At 70.6% G+C, this 15,301-nt stretch carries 13 protein-coding genes and 1 tRNA gene; 3 read left to right on the forward strand and 11 right to left on the reverse strand.

The genetic code is table 11. The annotated features are described in order from the left end of the window. Positions 1-59 precede the first annotated feature (59 nt). Both HUT10_RS11050 and HUT10_RS11055 read right to left on the reverse strand, forming a co-directional pair. Positions 60-3,551, reverse strand: coding sequence for an NACHT domain-containing protein (locus HUT10_RS11050; protein WP_217709587.1), 3,492 nt, complete (start codon positions 3,549-3,551; stop codon positions 60-62). 751 nt (positions 3,552-4,302) lie between these two features. Next, positions 4,303-5,154, reverse strand: coding sequence for a hypothetical protein (locus tag HUT10_RS11055; protein WP_368660757.1), 852 nt, complete (start codon positions 5,152-5,154; stop codon positions 4,303-4,305). A 305-nt stretch (positions 5,155-5,459) separates the two neighbouring features. Here HUT10_RS11055 and HUT10_RS11060 point away from each other — a divergent pair, with 305 nt between their 5' ends. After that, positions 5,460-6,014 carry a hypothetical protein gene (locus tag HUT10_RS11060; protein ID WP_176171104.1) on the forward strand — a complete coding sequence of 185 codons (555 nt, stop codon included), beginning with the start codon at positions 5,460-5,462 and terminating at the stop codon, positions 6,012-6,014. 43 nt (positions 6,015-6,057) lie between these two features. Here HUT10_RS11060 and HUT10_RS11065 read toward each other — a convergent pair whose 3' ends face one another. The 6 genes from HUT10_RS11065 to HUT10_RS11090 all read right to left on the reverse strand — a co-directional run bounded on the left by HUT10_RS11065 (position 6,058) and on the right by HUT10_RS11090 (position 10,507). Then, entirely contained in the window at positions 6,058-7,116 is a 1,059-nt protein-coding gene (locus tag HUT10_RS11065) for a site-specific integrase (RefSeq protein ID WP_176171105.1), read from the reverse strand. Further along, positions 7,113-7,577, reverse strand: coding sequence for a hypothetical protein (locus HUT10_RS11070; protein WP_254896824.1), 465 nt, complete (start codon positions 7,575-7,577; stop codon positions 7,113-7,115). Before HUT10_RS11070 ends, HUT10_RS11065 begins: the two co-directional genes overlap by 4 nt. A 140-nt stretch (positions 7,578-7,717) precedes the next feature. Next, positions 7,718-7,801 (reverse strand) — tRNA-Leu (locus HUT10_RS11075). Next, positions 7,767-8,789, reverse strand: coding sequence for a hypothetical protein (locus HUT10_RS11080; RefSeq protein ID WP_176171106.1), 1,023 nt, complete (start codon positions 8,787-8,789; stop codon positions 7,767-7,769). Before HUT10_RS11080 ends, HUT10_RS11075 begins: the two co-directional genes overlap by 35 nt. Beyond that, complete coding sequence (locus HUT10_RS11085; RefSeq protein ID WP_176171107.1) at positions 8,780-9,529, reverse strand: AfsR/SARP family transcriptional regulator; 750 nt, start codon at positions 9,527-9,529, stop codon at positions 8,780-8,782. The genes HUT10_RS11080 and HUT10_RS11085 overlap by 10 nt, the downstream gene beginning before the upstream one ends. 36 nt (positions 9,530-9,565) lie before the next feature. Next, entirely contained in the window at positions 9,566-10,507 is a 942-nt protein-coding gene (locus HUT10_RS11090) for an NmrA/HSCARG family protein (protein ID WP_176171108.1), read from the reverse strand. Positions 10,508-10,673: 166 nt separating this feature from the next. Between HUT10_RS11090 and HUT10_RS50865 the strand changes: the two genes are divergently transcribed. Beyond that, the gene (locus tag HUT10_RS50865; RefSeq protein ID WP_254896825.1) at positions 10,674-11,453 is read left to right on the forward strand and encodes a cellulose-binding domain-containing protein; all 780 of its coding nucleotides are present in this window, start codon (positions 10,674-10,676) and stop codon (positions 11,451-11,453) included. On the opposite strand, the gene HUT10_RS11100 is transcribed toward HUT10_RS50865, so the two are convergent. From HUT10_RS11100 to HUT10_RS11105, 3 genes are all read right to left on the reverse strand, one after another. Further along, positions 11,425-12,477 (reverse strand): cytochrome P450, encoded by a 1,053-nt coding sequence (locus tag HUT10_RS11100; protein ID WP_176171109.1) that lies wholly within the window; start codon positions 12,475-12,477, stop codon positions 11,425-11,427. The two genes, HUT10_RS50865 and HUT10_RS11100, sit on opposite strands and share 29 nt — an antisense overlap. A 61-nt stretch (positions 12,478-12,538) precedes the next feature. Continuing rightward, complete coding sequence (locus HUT10_RS52195) at positions 12,539-12,730, reverse strand: tryptorubin family RiPP precursor (protein WP_368660758.1); 192 nt, start codon at positions 12,728-12,730, stop codon at positions 12,539-12,541. A 20-nt stretch (positions 12,731-12,750) separates the two neighbouring features. Beyond that, positions 12,751-13,641, reverse strand: a complete 891-nt coding sequence (locus HUT10_RS11105) for a LysR family transcriptional regulator (protein ID WP_176171110.1) — start codon at positions 13,639-13,641, stop codon at positions 12,751-12,753. Between the two features lie 90 nt (positions 13,642-13,731). On the opposite strand from HUT10_RS11105, the gene mdlC reads away from it, so the two are divergent. Beyond that, complete coding sequence (mdlC, locus tag HUT10_RS11110) at positions 13,732-15,300, forward strand: benzoylformate decarboxylase (protein ID WP_176171111.1); 1,569 nt, start codon at positions 13,732-13,734, stop codon at positions 15,298-15,300. Position 15,301 lies beyond the last annotated feature (1 nt).

The raw sequence follows: 15,301 nt of genomic DNA on the forward strand, positions 1-15,301 counted from the left end.
TCGGCCTGAAGACGATGTGCGTCGGCGGCGGGCAGGGCAAGGCGAAACTGCTGGGCGGCTCAGCTGACGGACACCCGGTCGGGCATCGTGCGTTCCACGAGCGGGTCGGCGGCTCGCAACCCGCTCGGCGAACGCACGACCAGTCGGCGGGCGACCAGTTCGCGCTCGAACCTTCTGCGCAGCCCCGGCCGGGACCCAGTCGCGATCGCCAGCAAGGGGCTGGCCGCGAACGCAAGGAGCATCCCCACCCCGGACAGCATGAAGCCCATGAATCCGCCCATGACCACGCCGCCCAACGTCTGCCAGACGGTGCCCATCCTGGTGGGGCCGTCGAACAGCAGGTACAGCGCGGCCGCGTAGACGAACGGCACCACCTCCCGCACGGACATCCGGCCCGCGAGCCGCGCCTCGGCCACGAGCGCCACGCATAAGCCGAGGACGGTGGCCACCGCGATCCCACCATCGGTTGCCGGGAAGGGACCGAAGTCGCTCTGCCCGTCGGCGAGCCTGCGGGCGAAACCCGACACCACGAACCCCAGCGCGTCGGCGGCAACCAGCGCGGCCAGCCGGCTCACCCACCCCATCCGAGGCGGTCGTGCCACCACACCGGTCACCAGCCCGGCGACGATCCCGGCGACGGGACCGAGCCCGAACACGAGGGCGACGGCGACCATGAGCGCCGGCAGCAGCACACCGATCCGCATCGCGGCCTCGGTCACGTCGCCGGTCCGGCCGGTCAGCCCCGAATACCATCCACGGGCCGCGACCGGCAGCCCTGCGAACCGCTCGTCCACATAGGACGAACTGGGGTCGGGTGTGGCGGCCGCCGCGATGACACGACGCACGCGGTCGACCGTGTCCAGTGCGGCCCACGCCGACGAGCTGCCGCCGAGGAACTCCACCGCACGCGGGTGCTCGGCCAGAGCGGCCTCGACCTCGTTCCTGGTCAGGGGCTCGACCGTGACGACCGTCGAGCCGTGGGGTGGCGGCGGGCCGCCGGCCCACCCGGCGACCACCGCCGGCACCTCGTAGGCACGCAGGAACTCCTCGACCATCGCCGCGGTGCGCGTGGCGCGCGGCCCGTGGCCGTGCCCATCAAGCAGAAGCACCAGCCGGCGGTCGACGAGCCACGCGAGGATCGTCTCGCTGGTGACGCCGTACCGTTCCCGCGCCTGCGCCACCACCCACCGGGTGAGCGGCCGCACCACGCCGTCCACGGGCGCGATCCGGGCCGGGACAGACTCCAGGTCCAGGTACAGCGGCACGTGCCGGCGTGGGTCCGCCTGTGCCTCGGCCAGCAACGCGGACGCGGTGTCAAGCAGGAGCGTGGACGTGCCGGAGCCGATGGGGCCCAGCACCGCTACCGTGCCACCCGCCACGGCGAGGTCCCGCACGGTGGTGACCGGTTCGTCGTCCGCCAGCCGAATCCGGGGCGGGATCCACGGGCGCGGCCTGGGTCGGCCGGCCAGCAGCGCCTCCAGCCCCGCCAGAGCAGTCTCCCGCTCACCTGCCGATACCGATTGGAACGACCGGCCGTCCAATACGTCGATCCTGGCGATGTGATCACGCAGCAACCCGTGCAGGAACCGGAACCCGTCACCGGTCGCGTTAACCAGTCCGCGTCCGGCGATTTCGCGCAGGAACGGGCGCAGCCGCACCGGCAGCAGACCCGTCCATGCGACCCCCGCCCGGCGCACTAGCGGGACGAGCGCCGCCGACAACCTGATGCCCGTCGTCATTGCCACCGCGCCGCCCAGCACCGAGACGACGAAGCCACCGAGCGCGGCGCCCACCGGGCCGTCCACCGGCGCGCCCGCCAGCCCCGCGACCGCGAGTACCCCGGCGGCGAGCACCGCGGTCAGGACGATCGAGCTCAGGCTGATGCGCCAGGCGGGCAAGCTGACCGCCGCTTTCTCGGCTCCGGCATGCGCAGGGATCAGGGCTGTCGCCACGCACCCGATCAGCCCGACCACGGCCACCAGGAGGACGTGCTGGAAGTCAGCGTCGGTCAGGTCGAACCACCACATACCGCACGCCACCGCGATCGCAGCCACCAGACCGGGCCCCGGTCTCGGCCGGTCACCGAAGACCGTCACCGCGACACCGACCAGGCCGCCGAGCGCGGCCGTTCGCCCCGGGCCGGGCAGGGCCGTCAGCGCGGCGGACACGAGGGCGCACAGCCCGCCGGTCACCACGCCCGTCGCAAGGCCGGCCACCACGCCGAGCAGGCGGCGCCATGGCCGTTCGGCGACCGGGTCCACGGCGTACGACCCGTCCGAGAACTGGCCAAGAGCCAGTCCGACGAGCATGGCGAAGAGCGTCCCGGCGACTCCCACCGCGATCCCGAACAGGAGCACGAGCGGCAGGATCAGTCCGGTGACCAGGGCGCCCGCCAACGCCGGCGGGACGACCCAGGCACACAGCGAGGCTCCCAACTCGGCGATGACCGGGGCGTCACGACCGCTGAGCACGCGTGGGTCGATCCGGTCCGGGTCGTTGGTGTGCCGGGTCATCCGCGCGAGCAGCGCCACCCCCCGCAGCAAGCGGACCCGTTCGCCGCCCCGGCGGTCCAGCAGCTCGGTCACGTAGGCGTCGAGCAGGTGACGGCGCAGCTCATCCGGGCCGGCGCCGGTGTCGAGCCGGCCCGACACCACCTTCGCCAACCGCAGCCACAGCGGCGCGTCGACGACCGTGCGCAGTTCGTCGTCCAATGGCACGCTCAGGTGTCGAGACACTTCCTCCTGACTTAGCGGCGCGACGGTGACCCTGCGGCGCAAGTGGGGTTTGTCCGCCAGCGCCTGAAACTCGGCGGTGCGGCAGGCGACGACGACGAACGGCTTGTTGTCGTTGTCGACCAGTTCGTTCAGCTCGCGCACGCAACGTCCGCGCAGCTCGGGCCGGACCTCGTCGAGACCGTCGAGCAGCAGCACGGTGCCGTGGGCGTCGATCCACTTCTCGGCGTGCGCCGGTGCGATGCGGTAAAGGTCGAACGCTCTGGCCCACAACCAGTCCAGCAGGGGTTCCGGCTCCTCGGCGGGGCGCAGACGCCGGCGCCGGATCGAGTCGAGGTAGCGGAAGCGGCCCCACGGCAGGCCCCGCCCCTCGCCACCAGGCCTAGGAAGGATCACATCGCGGAGCCGAGGCCGGCGACGGCGCCGTCCCCATCCCGCCAGCGACAGCAATACGGGCAGCGGCTCGCGTTCCCCCTCCTCCGCCCTTCGCGTGAGGACGTCGGCCAGCTGCAGCAGTTCCGTGGTCTTCCCCGACCCGGCCCCGCCGAGAAGCATCACCGACTCGTCCGCCCGGTAGGCATCATCCAGCGAATCGGCGCCCTCGACCGTCAGGAGCAGCGCCTCCGTACCGCCGAACGTGTCGTCCAGTAGCGCGTTGACCCGCTTACGTATCCGAACCAACGCATCGGCACGGTCCTTCTCGTTCGGTTCCACCTTGCCGGGACGCCGCCGCGACCCGTCCGGCGCAAGCTGCACGACCGTGAGGACACCGCCGGCCACGAGCAACATCGGCAGCAGCCACGGCCTGAACGGCTCCAAGAATGGCGGGAACTCGTCGGTCACCAAGTTCGTGAGCAGACCGATGACGAGGCCCAACCAGACGACTGCGACGACGTACGCTGCTCCTGGTCTTCTCATCGACGGTCGAGATTACCGGGCCGGACCCGCAATTCTCGCCGACTTCGCCACCATGCCGCCCGACGTTCCACCGAAACACCCGTCCAGAGCAACGAAGCGGCGGGGTGCGACTGATCGTTGAAAGTCACCAGGTTCGGCGGCTGTTCTGTCCGGGGAGGTTGCGATCGCGGCATCCAATTGCAGCACGACTACGGCTATCGCTGATAGCTCGCGCAGCTGCTGGGGCGCGGATCCTTCCTGGCGATTGGCAACTTCGGTCAGTACCTGCTCTACGTAGCGCCCGCACCAGTGATCGTGCACCTGAGAGCCGTGCCCACGACGTCGTCCTCACCCCACCCCAGGGTGCGCAGCCGCTGGCCTTAATCGACTTGTGAGTCCACAGCAGTTCGTGGAGGTGGCGCGGATGGTGCAGGCCGTGCCACGGCTGGCTCGTTGAGCGAAACGGCATCGTGATCCGGGCAGGTGGGCGGCACTGCAACCGGCGTCAAGGTGTCCGCTTAAGTAGCCACTGACCCGTCGTCCGCGGACGACGATCGGGCAGCCACGAGGCTGGGAAAGACGTCGACGACCACGTCGACGCCGCGTTCTGATGACGCTGCCAGGACAGCGTCATCAGAACGTCCACGACGACTACGTTACGTGGTAAAGCGTGTTACGCTGAGATACTGCGCTCTGCACGTATCAGCTTCACCAAGGTACGCGACCGCCGTGCACCTACCCCCAGCGCCTTCCGGAGGCTCTCCGCGGAGACTGGACGCTGATACAACTCACGATGCCGCCGATCCTCATGCCGAGCCCGCTCCAACAACTCGGCATCCACGGTCACACTTTCTGACTGTTCCGCCGAAGTACTGTCCGTGTCTGCAGCCTGGGCGACGAGGCTCGCACGCCCGGCGGCTGAGGCAGCGGCCAGCGCTTGCAGCAGGACCGGCCCCACCTCCGACCAGCCGATCAGCAACAACGGGCCCACCGCATCGAACAACGCCTTTCCCACCTCACCAGCGATCAACGGCTCCGCCACGTTCAACGCCAACGTCACCACACTCGACGCCAACAACAGCCGCCGCGCCGGCCGAATCACCTCAGCAGGAGCACCTCGCATCGACAGGGACCGAATGGCGACCAGCAGACCGACCACCGACAGATCCACCGCAGGCGCCACCCACGGCGCCACCCAGGCCGGTACCCCCAACCGGAGGGCCAAGGTCAGCACGTTCCCGAAACCGAACAAGAACGTCAGAGCCACGATGACCGCCACGATCAACGTCACCGCCGACAGCACCGGATCACGTTCCTCGCTCGGGCTCAACACAGCAACCACCCTGTTCCGCTGACCGCACCATGAACCGCAATCGACCTGCACGAACACTTCGACAGAAACCGGCACGGACGTGCCCGAGAAGCGCCCGAGAGGTCTCGCATACGTCGACAGTAAGCGGTATAGTTCGACACGAGCGATGGTCGGTGACCAGCCGAAAAGGTCTTGTCCGACATCACTCGACACCGCCCGACACCCCAAAACGCGTTCTCTTAATCAGCGGGTTCAGATACCGCTGGTCTTCGGAGCGGGGCCAGCACAGCCTCGCCGATCCTCAGACAGTCGCCGACGCACTTCCGCAGCGCGCTTCGTGCGAACGCCCTTGACAAGCCGGGTCACGAGCGACTCAGCGATATCCCGACGGCAACCACTTACCGTCCTCACATCCTCGTGATCGATCACGGCTAGACTCAATCATGTTCAGTTCGGCACGCTAGACGCCGTTGAACTCTGCCTCGCCCTCCCGCTGCGAGAGTGCTCTTGGAATAGTCATGGCAGACCGCCAAGTGAGCCAAACCGGGACAGGCCTCACAGATCCCGCCGGTGCTGCGTTCGTTGAATCGTGGCCTTCCACATCGAACAAGGCTGCCGACAAGATCGTCACGTCGCTGCTCCTTCCGGAGAGAAGGCGCAGCACCGAGCCGGTGATCCCGTTGCCGGTTGCTGAGCTCGGCCCGCTAATGGACCGTGGTTCGATCGCCTTCAGCCTGGTAAGGGTCGGCGGAAACGGCGTCGTGGCAGCGCGGATGGCACTGCAGCAGCTGGCGTGGCCTCCAGGGCAGGCGCTGCGCTTCTCGGTGTCCTCGGGTCTGCTGATCGTGGCGCCCGGAGAGAAGCCGACGGCTGCATTCGTGCCGCCGACGATGAATCTCACTCTGCCGGCGCGGTTGCGGTCGCGGTGCCGCGTTCGCGCCGGCGACCAGGTTTTGCTTGCCTCCGTGGTCGAGCACAACCTGCTGGTCGTCTACCCGCAGCACGTCCTCCACACGATGCTCGCGACCTACCACGACACGCTGACCGCCACTTCCGGGAACCCCGGCAATTGACGCCTGCAGCGGGCGCAGTCTCCGCGACTGCGCCCGCTGCCACTCACTCCGTTGCTGACCGCTGTGGACGAGCTGGCGCCAACGGATGTGGCTCGCCGGTGAGCGCGGCCAGTGCTTCGGCCACCTCGCTGATGTCAGCTTTGACGTAGGTGGTGGTTGTCAGGTCGCTGCCGGACTCGGCATGTCCTGCGTAGGCGCGGGCGACGCCGATGCCGAAGTTGCGTTCGACCCAGGTCAGTGTGGTGTGGCGCAGCCAGTGGGCGCTGACCTGTAGTGCTCTGGCCCAGTCCAACTCATTCTGGATCCGACCGAAGATGTAGTCGTAGCGGCGCTTGGTGATCGGCTTGCCGGTGGCGTAGCGCAGGAGCTGGCTCTCCGGCTGGCCGTCGCCCCGCTCGTCGAAGTGTGCGAGGAGGTGCTGCATCAGTGTGGGTGAGACCGGTTGCCAGCGTTCGGTTTCGCCTTTCTCCCGCAGCAGGATCGTGCATTGGCTGCGGTCTAGGTCGCGGCGGCGTAAGGCGAGCGCGCCGCCGCGTCGACAGGCGCTCTCCTCGTGCAGCCGGCAGAGGAGCGCATCCAGCTCCGGGTCGTCGCCTGTGCTGGTCACGACGTCATTGAGTTCGTTGATCCGATCGGAGGCGAGGGCGCGGCGGGTGGAGGCGTTGCGCCGTGGCTTGGTGACCCGCATGGCGGGGTTGGCGCGCTCGTCGAGGCGTCCGTCGTTGACCAGGTGCTTGTAGAGACAGCGCATGGCGGCGACGAAATTCTCCGCCGCATTGCGGCCACCGCGGGAGTTACGGCGGACACGCGCGGTGCTGCGGACGTGCTCGGCCATCGCCTTGATCTCGGTGGCCGTGATCGTATCCATAGGCCGCTCACCCCACCGGGCTTCGGCCTTCTTCCAGTACGACCCGTAGGAGCTGGCGGTGCTCGGCGACACTAGATCCGCCACAACCGGAATCCATTCGCCGAGCGTCGGCATCGGTGGCCGCTCGGCGTCAGGGGTGTCGACGGGTGCGCCCCCGATGAGGTCGGCAGGATCCACGCCGAGGCGCGATAACAGGAGCCGCGCCGCTTCGAGATCTCGAGTGGTCGCGGTCATGACGCCTCCTCGGGGGCGGCCAGCGAGGTGTGGAAAGTGCGCAGCATCGCCTGAACGGCAGCTTCCGGGTGAACGATGAGCACGTCGTGGACCGGGTCGGCGACCAGCAGCAGCCGGCTGCCCGCCAGCGCTCCGCAGCCGCGGCGCACGGGAGCCGGGAGCGCGACGTAGGGTTTGCGGGGCATGACGAATACCCCGTCCGGGCGCCGGCGGATCACCACCGTGGTCCGGACGAGGGTGATCAGCAGGCGGTCGCCCGGGTTCCAGCCTAGGGCCGCGACGGCGCCGCGGTCCTGCAGCCGCCCTCCCCCGTCCATCAGCGCGATCGACAGCCGCGGCCCATCCTCCGTATGGAGGTCACGCAACGGCGGCAAGCCCATCGGGACAGGAAGCGGAGTCACGCGTGCCGGGTCCGGCGTGGTGATCCGGCCGGGCAGGGCCAGTGGAGGGATGTCGGTCATGCGACACCTCCCCGACGTGTAGCGCGAGGGGAGGGCGCGTCCACGATCAGCCTAGCGGAGGCTGACGAGGGCTGAACGCCAGAAAGACCCGCCGTAGCGGGCCTGTCACTCTGTGGTTTGGGAGATCTCCCACGTATTTGTGTCCGAGGGGGGACTTGAACCCCCACGCCCGTTAAGGGCACTAGCACCTCAAGCTAGCGCGTCTGCCATTCCGCCACTCGGACCTGCTGAAGAAAGAGTATACGGCGCCTCCAGCACCCCGTTCAGGGGGGTCCGGATCGCTCCCTCGGCGGCCTCTGGCATGATCGGCCGGTTTCGCACCTGCTGCATCGATTCAGCGAACAACCGCACCGGCTCCTGGTAGGCGTATGCCTCCGGCCCCGCGGCCTCCAGCAAGTGCGCGTCCACCAGGGATTCCAGGAGGATCGTCGTGTCCTGGGCCGGGAGGTCCAGCGCCGCGGATGCCGTTGCCGTCGAGAACCTGGGGAACGGCGACAGCCTCTCGAATGCGTGCCTCTGCCAGGGCGTCAGCTCGGCCACCGCCGACTCGTACGGCTTCTCTATCGCCTGGCACTCCGGGGGCCTTGCCGGCGCTCCCGGGGCTGGGCGGCCCACCCTCTTCAGGGCCTCCGTCATCGTCCAGTCCGGGCGGGATGCCAGCCTCTCGCCGATCGCGCGGATGACCTGGGGGAGCCCCGCTGTTCGCGAAGCCAGCGCCTGCGTTTCCCCGGGAAAAGCCGCCACCCGGTCCTGGCCCACCACCTGCGTCAGCAGGGTCACCGACTCCTGGACGCTCAAGCCGCCCAGCTTTGTCCAGTGGGCGTGCGGTACGTCGTACAAGCGACGGCGGGCCGTGATCAGCACCGCCGGACCTCCCGCGCCCGGCAACAGCACTCGGATGTCGTCCTCCGGGCGGGCGTTGTCCAGGACCACCAGCACCCTGCGGCCCGACGTGCGGGTTCGCCACAACGCCGCTCGCTCGCTCGCCGACGCCGGGAGGTCGCGCACGCCGATTCCGTGCAGCAGCTCGGACAGCGGGTCCGGTGACTCCGCCAGGTCCAGGAACAGCCGGCCGTCCGGGAAGTCGACCGTGTGGGCGATGTGGACCGCCAGCGCTGTCTTGCCGATCGCCGCCAGGCCCTCGATGCCCAGCACCGGGACCGACGCCGTGGGCCTGGTCAGTGCCTCGGACAGCGCGGACGTCAATGACACGCGGCCGACGAACTCCGGGAGGTCCGGGGCAGCTGGGACGGGCCGGACACCGGCGGCGCCAGCGACGGGTCCGCCGCCAGGATGCGGCGTTGCATCTCGCGCAGCTCCGGGCCCGGGTCGAGGCCCAGCTCGGACTCCAGCAGGCGCTGCGTCGCCGTGAACAGCTCCAGCGCCTCCGCCTGGCGGCCCGCGCGGTACAACGCCAGCATCTGCAGCTCACGCGGGCGCTCGCGCAACGGCTGTTCGGCGATCAGGTCCGTCAGGTCGACGTGGCGGCCCGCCTCGAGGTCCGCCGCCGCCAGGTCCTCGCGGGCCTTGAAGTGCAGCTGGACCAGGCGCTCGCGGGCCGCCTCCGCGTAGTCGCCGTTCACCCCGGACAGCGGCGTGCCGTGCCACAACTCCAGCGCCTCCCGCACCGAAGACGGTGAAGACAAAAGGCGCTCGAACTCCGTGACGTCCAGAGAACCGGCGTGGATCGCGTAGCCGCCTCCGACCGACTCGATCGGGACGCCGGCGTGGCGCAGGCGGGACACGTACGACCGCACCATGCCGACCGCCGCCCGTGGCTCCGCCCCGCCCCACAACGCCGTGACCAGCTGGGCCGGCGACAGTGGCGTGCCTTCCTGCAGGAGCAGCACCGCCAGCGCCGCCCGCTGCCGGGGTGGCCCCAGCTCGAGCTCGGCGTCGCCGCGCCACGCCCGGACCGGGCCGAGGACTTCGAACCGCACCGCATCGGTCACGCAGAGCGCAACCGGCGGCCGCGGAACGGTATTCCGTCACAGCCCCTCGAACGCCTCGCGCAGCGACGCGAGCCAGGTCGCGAAGTCCTGCAGCCGCGGGTTCAGCTTCCGCACCGCCTCCGGGTCGCGCGCGCCGGCGAACGCGTCTTCGTGCTCGGCGTAGTAGAAGAACATGTTCGACAGGTCGTCCGCGCCCGGGAAGCCCGCGGCCCGCAGGTCCTCGACGCTCATCGGCCGGTAGGCGACCACCGTGTCGAGCTCCTTGGCGAACGCCGCCGCGTACTGCTCGCCGGTCAGGTTCTCCCCCGAGATGCTGATCGTCTCACCGGCCAGCGACGGGCCCTGCGCGAACACGCCGAACGCCGTGCGGCCGATGTCCTCCGCCGCGATGCCCGGCAGCGTCTTGTCGGCCATCGGCAAGTGCAGCGCGATGACTCCGTCGTCGTCGCGGACCGGGCGGAAGAAGTCGAGGAAGGCCTCGAAGTAGAACGTTGTCGAAAGGAACGTCGTCGGCACGCCCGCCTCGACGAAGAACGCCTCCGCTTCGGCCTTGCTGTCGAAGTGCGGGACCTTGTACCGCTCGTGCAGCGTCGGGACGCGGTCGTCGCGCAGGTGCAGGCGGGTGTCGGGCAAGGTCGACCAGATCACGTGCCGCAGTCCGGTGGCCTTCGCCGCCGCGGCCATCGCACGGGCCTGCTGCTGCTCGCGCTCGACGGAGTTGTACTCCCAGAACGCCGTGACGAGGTAGGCGCCGTACGCGCCTTCGAAAGCCTTCGTCAGGCTGGACTCGTCGTCCAGGTCGGCGGCGACGACTTCGGCGCCGCGAGCGGCCAGCGCCTGCGCGGCCGGGGAGTCCGGGTTGCGGGTGATCGCCCGCAGCGCGAACCGCCGCTCCGGGTCGTCGAGGATCGCGCGGGCCAGGCCGCCGCCCTGCTGGCCGGTGGCGCCGACGACGGCGATGATCTTCGGGTCGGACATCGGGAAACCTCCTGGGTCGGGCCGGCGGGTTCCGGCCACCGCCCCAGGGAACCGCCCGGACATCAGCGTCTCGTGCACGGCGTGTGCACGCCGCGTGCACACGGTTTACAAGGTCGCCGCCGCTTCCTAGGATTCGCCGGTCGGGCCGCAGAACGGGAGGTTTTCCATGGGTCGGCGGCGGGACGACGACGAAATCTCCGTCGCCGAGCTGCTCCGGGAGACGGGGGCGACGCCGCGCTCGCTCGGCGGGCCGCCCGCGGCCACACCGTCGCGCGAGGAGGACACCGGCGACGGCTACCGAGAACGGCTCGAGCAGCGCGCCCGCGAAGCCGCGGCCGTCCAGCAGCGGGCCGGGCGGCGGATCCGGTGGATCTCCGCGTTCGCCGGCGCCGTCGTGGTGCTCGGCAGCCTCGTGCTCATCGCGGTGACGTCCGGCAGCGCGCAGCCGCGGCAGGCCACGCCGCAGGCCCCCCTCGCTCCGGCGACGACTCCGCATCCGGCCACTCCCACGCTCAGCCGGCCCGGTCCGACGCCGATCCCGACCGTGCTGCGGCAAACCGCAACGCCGACGACGACGACGCCGGTGCCGACCTCGGCCGCACCCCAGCCCCCGCCGGCCGCAGCCGCGTCGTGCGTCGTGCGCTTTTCCGTGCCCGACCAGTGGAACGACGGCTTCACCGCGGGCGTCGCCATCACCAACAAGAGCGGCGAAACGCTGGAACCGTGGACGCTGACCTGGACATTCACCGCCGGGCAGCGGGTCACCCACGGCTGGGACGGCAAGTACAGCCAGAGCGGCAGCCGGGTGACCGTCACCGCCGAGTCCTACAACGCCACCCTCGCACCGGGCGCGACCGTCAGCACGGGGCTGAACGGGGCCTTCGACCACGGGAACCCGGCCCCCACGGCGTTCACCCTCAACGGCGCCCGCTGCGACGCGGGCTGACCACCCGCACGTCGGCCAGCTCGAGCAGGCCGTCGAGCTCCACGCGCGCGCGGGTGCGCCGCGGGTCGGGCACCAGGCCTTCGGCGCGGACGACGTCGAGCAGGCGGCTCGCCAGGGGCAGCACCAGGTGCCGGCCCCAGCAGCGCTCGCTGACGTGCCCGAACGGCAGGTAACCGGGGTGGCGGTCGGCGTCGAGGGCGGCCCAGCGCCGCGGGCGCCACTCGTCCGGCGCTTCCCACAGCTTCGGTGAGCGGTGGCTCAGCAGCGGCAGCAGCAGGACGTCGTCGCCGGGGGTGATGCGGGCGTCCACCTCGGCGAACTCCGGCGAGCGCACGCGCAGGATGTTCCACGACGGCGGCAGCAGCCGCAGGGCTTCGTCGAGGACGTGTTCGTTCGGGACGTCGTCGTCGAACGGCGCGCCCAGCCACACCGCGTTGGTCACCAGCGCGGCGACGGTGAAGCAGATCGGCGCGGCGACCCGGCGGTAGAGGTACATCCGGAAACGCCGTTCGGCCAGCGTGTCGGCGGCAAGGACCTGCCGGGCGAGCGTCGACAGCTCGGCGTCCGGTGCCGGCCGCCGGGCCAGCGCGGCCCCGGCGGCGACGGCCGACCAGGTCAGCTTCGGCGTCAGCTCCAGGCGGCGGTCGACGAGCACGCGGAACCGGCGCGTCTCGGGTCCGAAGACGAATCGGCGCAGGTAGTCGTGCGGCACGGCCGGCCACGCACCGGTGAGGTCGGGGACGTCGGCAGGTCGCTTCAGCGCGGCCCGGACGTCGGCGCCGAGCGCTTGCATCAGGCTCGCCGATTCGGCGCGGGTCACCGCGCGGCCCAGCACCGGCTTGAACGTCGGGCGCTCCTCGGCGTTCGCCGGGCGGGCGCGCAGCACGCCATCCATCAGCTCCGGGTCGGCGATCCCGACGGTGTCGGGCTCGAGGCGGAAGAGCCCGCCGTCCCGGTGCTCGCGCAGCAGTTCCGCCAGGCGGGGCGCGAAGACGACTTCGCGGCGGGCGGGAGCGATGACCACGTTCGGCACTCCTCGAAAGGGGAACGGGGGCCGGTCCCGGTGACCGGGACCGGCCGCGCGATCAGATCCAGCCGTACCAGGCGTAAGCCTTCAGGCTCCTCTTGGGAAGCGCTTTCTTCACCACGCGGACGAGCTTCACCGGATTCCTCCCTAGCTCGGGTTTCAGGATCATGTTCGACCCTAGGCAGGGCGGGATCGGCTCAGCACCAAGGACTACACGTTCGGCCCAGATCTTTCGGCGGAAAATGGGCATCGTGAAAAATGCGTGTTAATTCAACTGAGCACTTCCCGCATGAATGTCACAAGCCAATGCTGTGCGGGGCTGCGCGCGTGCGTGTGGCGCGTGTACACCGAAACCTGCGCCGGCTCCACGTCCATCGGCAGCTCGAACAGCCGGACGCGGTGCTGCGCCGCGAACATCCCGGCCACCAGGCGCGGCACCATCGCCACCAGCTCGCCGTCCTGCACCAGGTACGGCAGCGCCGCGAAGCGGGTCACCTCGAGCACCACGCGATCGAGGAGGCCGCACGCCTCCAGCGCCCGGCGCGGGCCGTCGTGGCCCGTCGGGCCGAACACCGTCACGTGGCGCTCGGCCGCCAGCTGCTCGAACGAGACGGCCTCCGGAAGACGCGGGTGGTCCGAAGCCACCATCCCCAGGTAGCCCTCGGTGAACAGCGGGATCCGGGCGACGCGCTGGGAGCTGATCAGCGGGGACGCGATGAACGCGTCGACCTCGCCGCGGCCGAGCTGGTCGGCCGCGCGGCCGACGTCCAGCGGCCGGACGGTCAGCGTCACCCCCGGCGCCCGCGCCGGCAGCGCCGCCATCAGGCGCGGCAGCAGCGACATCTCCCCCAGGTCCGACAGGCACAGCGTGAACTCCGCCCGGGCCGCCGACGGCGAGAACGACTTCGCGCCGCTCACCGCCGTCTCGATCTCCGACAGCGCGCTGTGCAGCGGCTCGTAGAGCGCGCGGGCGGTCGTCGTGGGTTCCAGGCCGCCGCCGGTGCGGCGGAACAGCTCGTCGGAGAACCGGCGCCGCAGCTTCTGCAGGCTGTAGCTGATCGTCGGCTGCGTGACGTGCAGGGACTCCGCCGTCGCGGTCACGCTGCGGGTCTCGTAGAGCAGCACGAACGTGCGCACCAGGTTCAGGTCGAAGTCCGGCATATCGATCCCATCGATGAAGCAGCGAGCCAACATCTATTGGAACACGGCCGCGCGGCTCCATAGGGTCGGTCCGACTTCGAGGAGGCACCGATGCCCACCGCCCGCCGGCTCGCCCACGAGTTCCTGGACCGCCGAGGCCTGACGACCGTCTTCGGCAACCCCGGCTCCAACGAGCTGCCGTTCCTCGCCGGGCTGCCGGAGCACTTCCGGTACGTCCTCGGCCTGCACGAAGGCGCCGTCGTCGGGATGGCCGACGGCTACGCCCAGGTGACCGGCCGCCCGGTGCTGGTCAACCTGCACGCCGCCGCCGGCTCCGGCAACGCGATGGGCGCGCTCACCAACGCCGTCTACTCGCGCTCTCCCCTGGTGCTCACCGCGGGCCAGCAGGTCCGGACGGCGATCGGGCTGGAGGCGATGCTCGCCAACGTCGACGCGACGCAGCTGATGCGGCCGCTGGTCGCCTGGTCCGGGGAGCCGAGCTGCGCCGAAGACGTCCCGAGGTCGCTCGCGCAGGCCGTCTTCGAGGCCGAGCTGCACCGGCGCCCCACCTACCTTTCGGTGCCCTACGACGACTGGGCCGCCGAGCTCCCGGCGAGCCCCACGCTCGACCGGCAGGTCCACAAAGGCCTCGAGCCCGGCGAAGCCCAGCTCGAGGCCCTCGTCGCGAGTGTCGCCGCGGCGAAGAACCCGGCGCTGGTCCTCGGCGGCGACATCGACGCCACCGGGCTCTTCGACCGCGCCGTCGCCCTGGCCGAGCACCTCGGGCTGCCGACGTGGGTGGCGCCGTCGCCGCACCGGCTGCCCTTCCCCAACCGGCACCCGCTCTTCAGGGGCGTGCTGCCCGCCGGCATCGCGCCGGTGTCGGCCGCGCTGACCGGGCACGACCTCGTGCTCGTGCTCGGCGCGCCGGTCTTCCGCTACCACCAGCACGTGCCCGGCGCGTACCTGCCCGAGGGCACCCGGCTCATCCAGGTCACCGACGACTTCGGCGCCGCGGCCCGCGCGCCGATGGGTGACGCGCTGGTCGCCGACCCGGCGCCGGTGATCAAGGCGCTGCTGACGAAAATCCCAGCACGCGGAGCAGCAAGCGAACACGTCGGAATCCCGGCGGCCAAGACTGGCGGGAAGGCGCTGCACCCGGAGCAGGTGTTCGCCGCCCTGCGCGACACCCAGAGCGCCGACACGCGCTACGTCGTCGAGTCGACGTCGACGAACTCGGCCTGGTGGCGCCAGATGGACCTGCGCCGCGAAGGCTCGTACTTCTTCCCGGCCGCCGGCGGGCTCGGCTTCGGCCTGCCCGCCGCGGTCGGCGTCGCGATGGGCAGCCCGGACCGCCCGGTCGTCGGCGTGATCGGCGACGGCTCGGCCAACTACGGCATCACGGCATTGTGGACCGCCGCGCACTACCGCGTGCCGGTCACCTTCGTGATCCTGCGCAACGGCGTCTACGGCGCCCTGCAGTGGTTCGGCGAGCTGCTCGGGACGCCGGACGTGCCCGGCACGGAGATCCCCGGCATGGACTTCACCGCGATCGCGGCCGGCTACGGCGTCGAAGCCACCGCCGTCCGCGACGAAGACGACTTGCGCGCCCAGCTCAAGGCGACCCCGGACGGCCCCCGGCTGATCCAGGTCGACACCGAACCGACCACACCGGAGTGAT

It is taken from the genome of Amycolatopsis sp. Hca4 (assembly GCF_013364075.1).
Lineage (GTDB): Bacteria > Actinomycetota > Actinomycetes > Mycobacteriales > Pseudonocardiaceae > Amycolatopsis.

Bases quoted from the DNA above. Each gene is read 5' to 3' on its own strand.
- HUT10_RS11060 (WP_176171104.1), top strand. From the start codon at position 5,460: ATGGCAGACCGCCAAGTGAGCCAAACCGGGACAGGCCTCACAGATCCC.
- HUT10_RS11065 (WP_176171105.1), bottom strand. From the start codon at position 7,116: ATGACCGCGACCACTCGAGATCTCGAAGCGGCGCGGCTCCTGTTATCG.
- HUT10_RS11070 (WP_254896824.1), bottom strand. From the start codon at position 7,577: ATGACCGACATCCCTCCACTGGCCCTGCCCGGCCGGATCACCACGCCG.
- HUT10_RS11090 (WP_176171108.1), bottom strand. From the start codon at position 10,507: ATGTCCGACCCGAAGATCATCGCCGTCGTCGGCGCCACCGGCCAGCAG.
- HUT10_RS50865 (WP_254896825.1), top strand. From the start codon at position 10,674: ATGGGTCGGCGGCGGGACGACGACGAAATCTCCGTCGCCGAGCTGCTC.
- HUT10_RS52195 (WP_368660758.1), bottom strand. From the start codon at position 12,730: ATGCCCATTTTCCGCCGAAAGATCTGGGCCGAACGTGTAGTCCTTGGT.
- HUT10_RS11105 (WP_176171110.1), bottom strand. From the start codon at position 13,641: ATGCCGGACTTCGACCTGAACCTGGTGCGCACGTTCGTGCTGCTCTAC.
- mdlC (WP_176171111.1), top strand. From the start codon at position 13,732: ATGCCCACCGCCCGCCGGCTCGCCCACGAGTTCCTGGACCGCCGAGGC.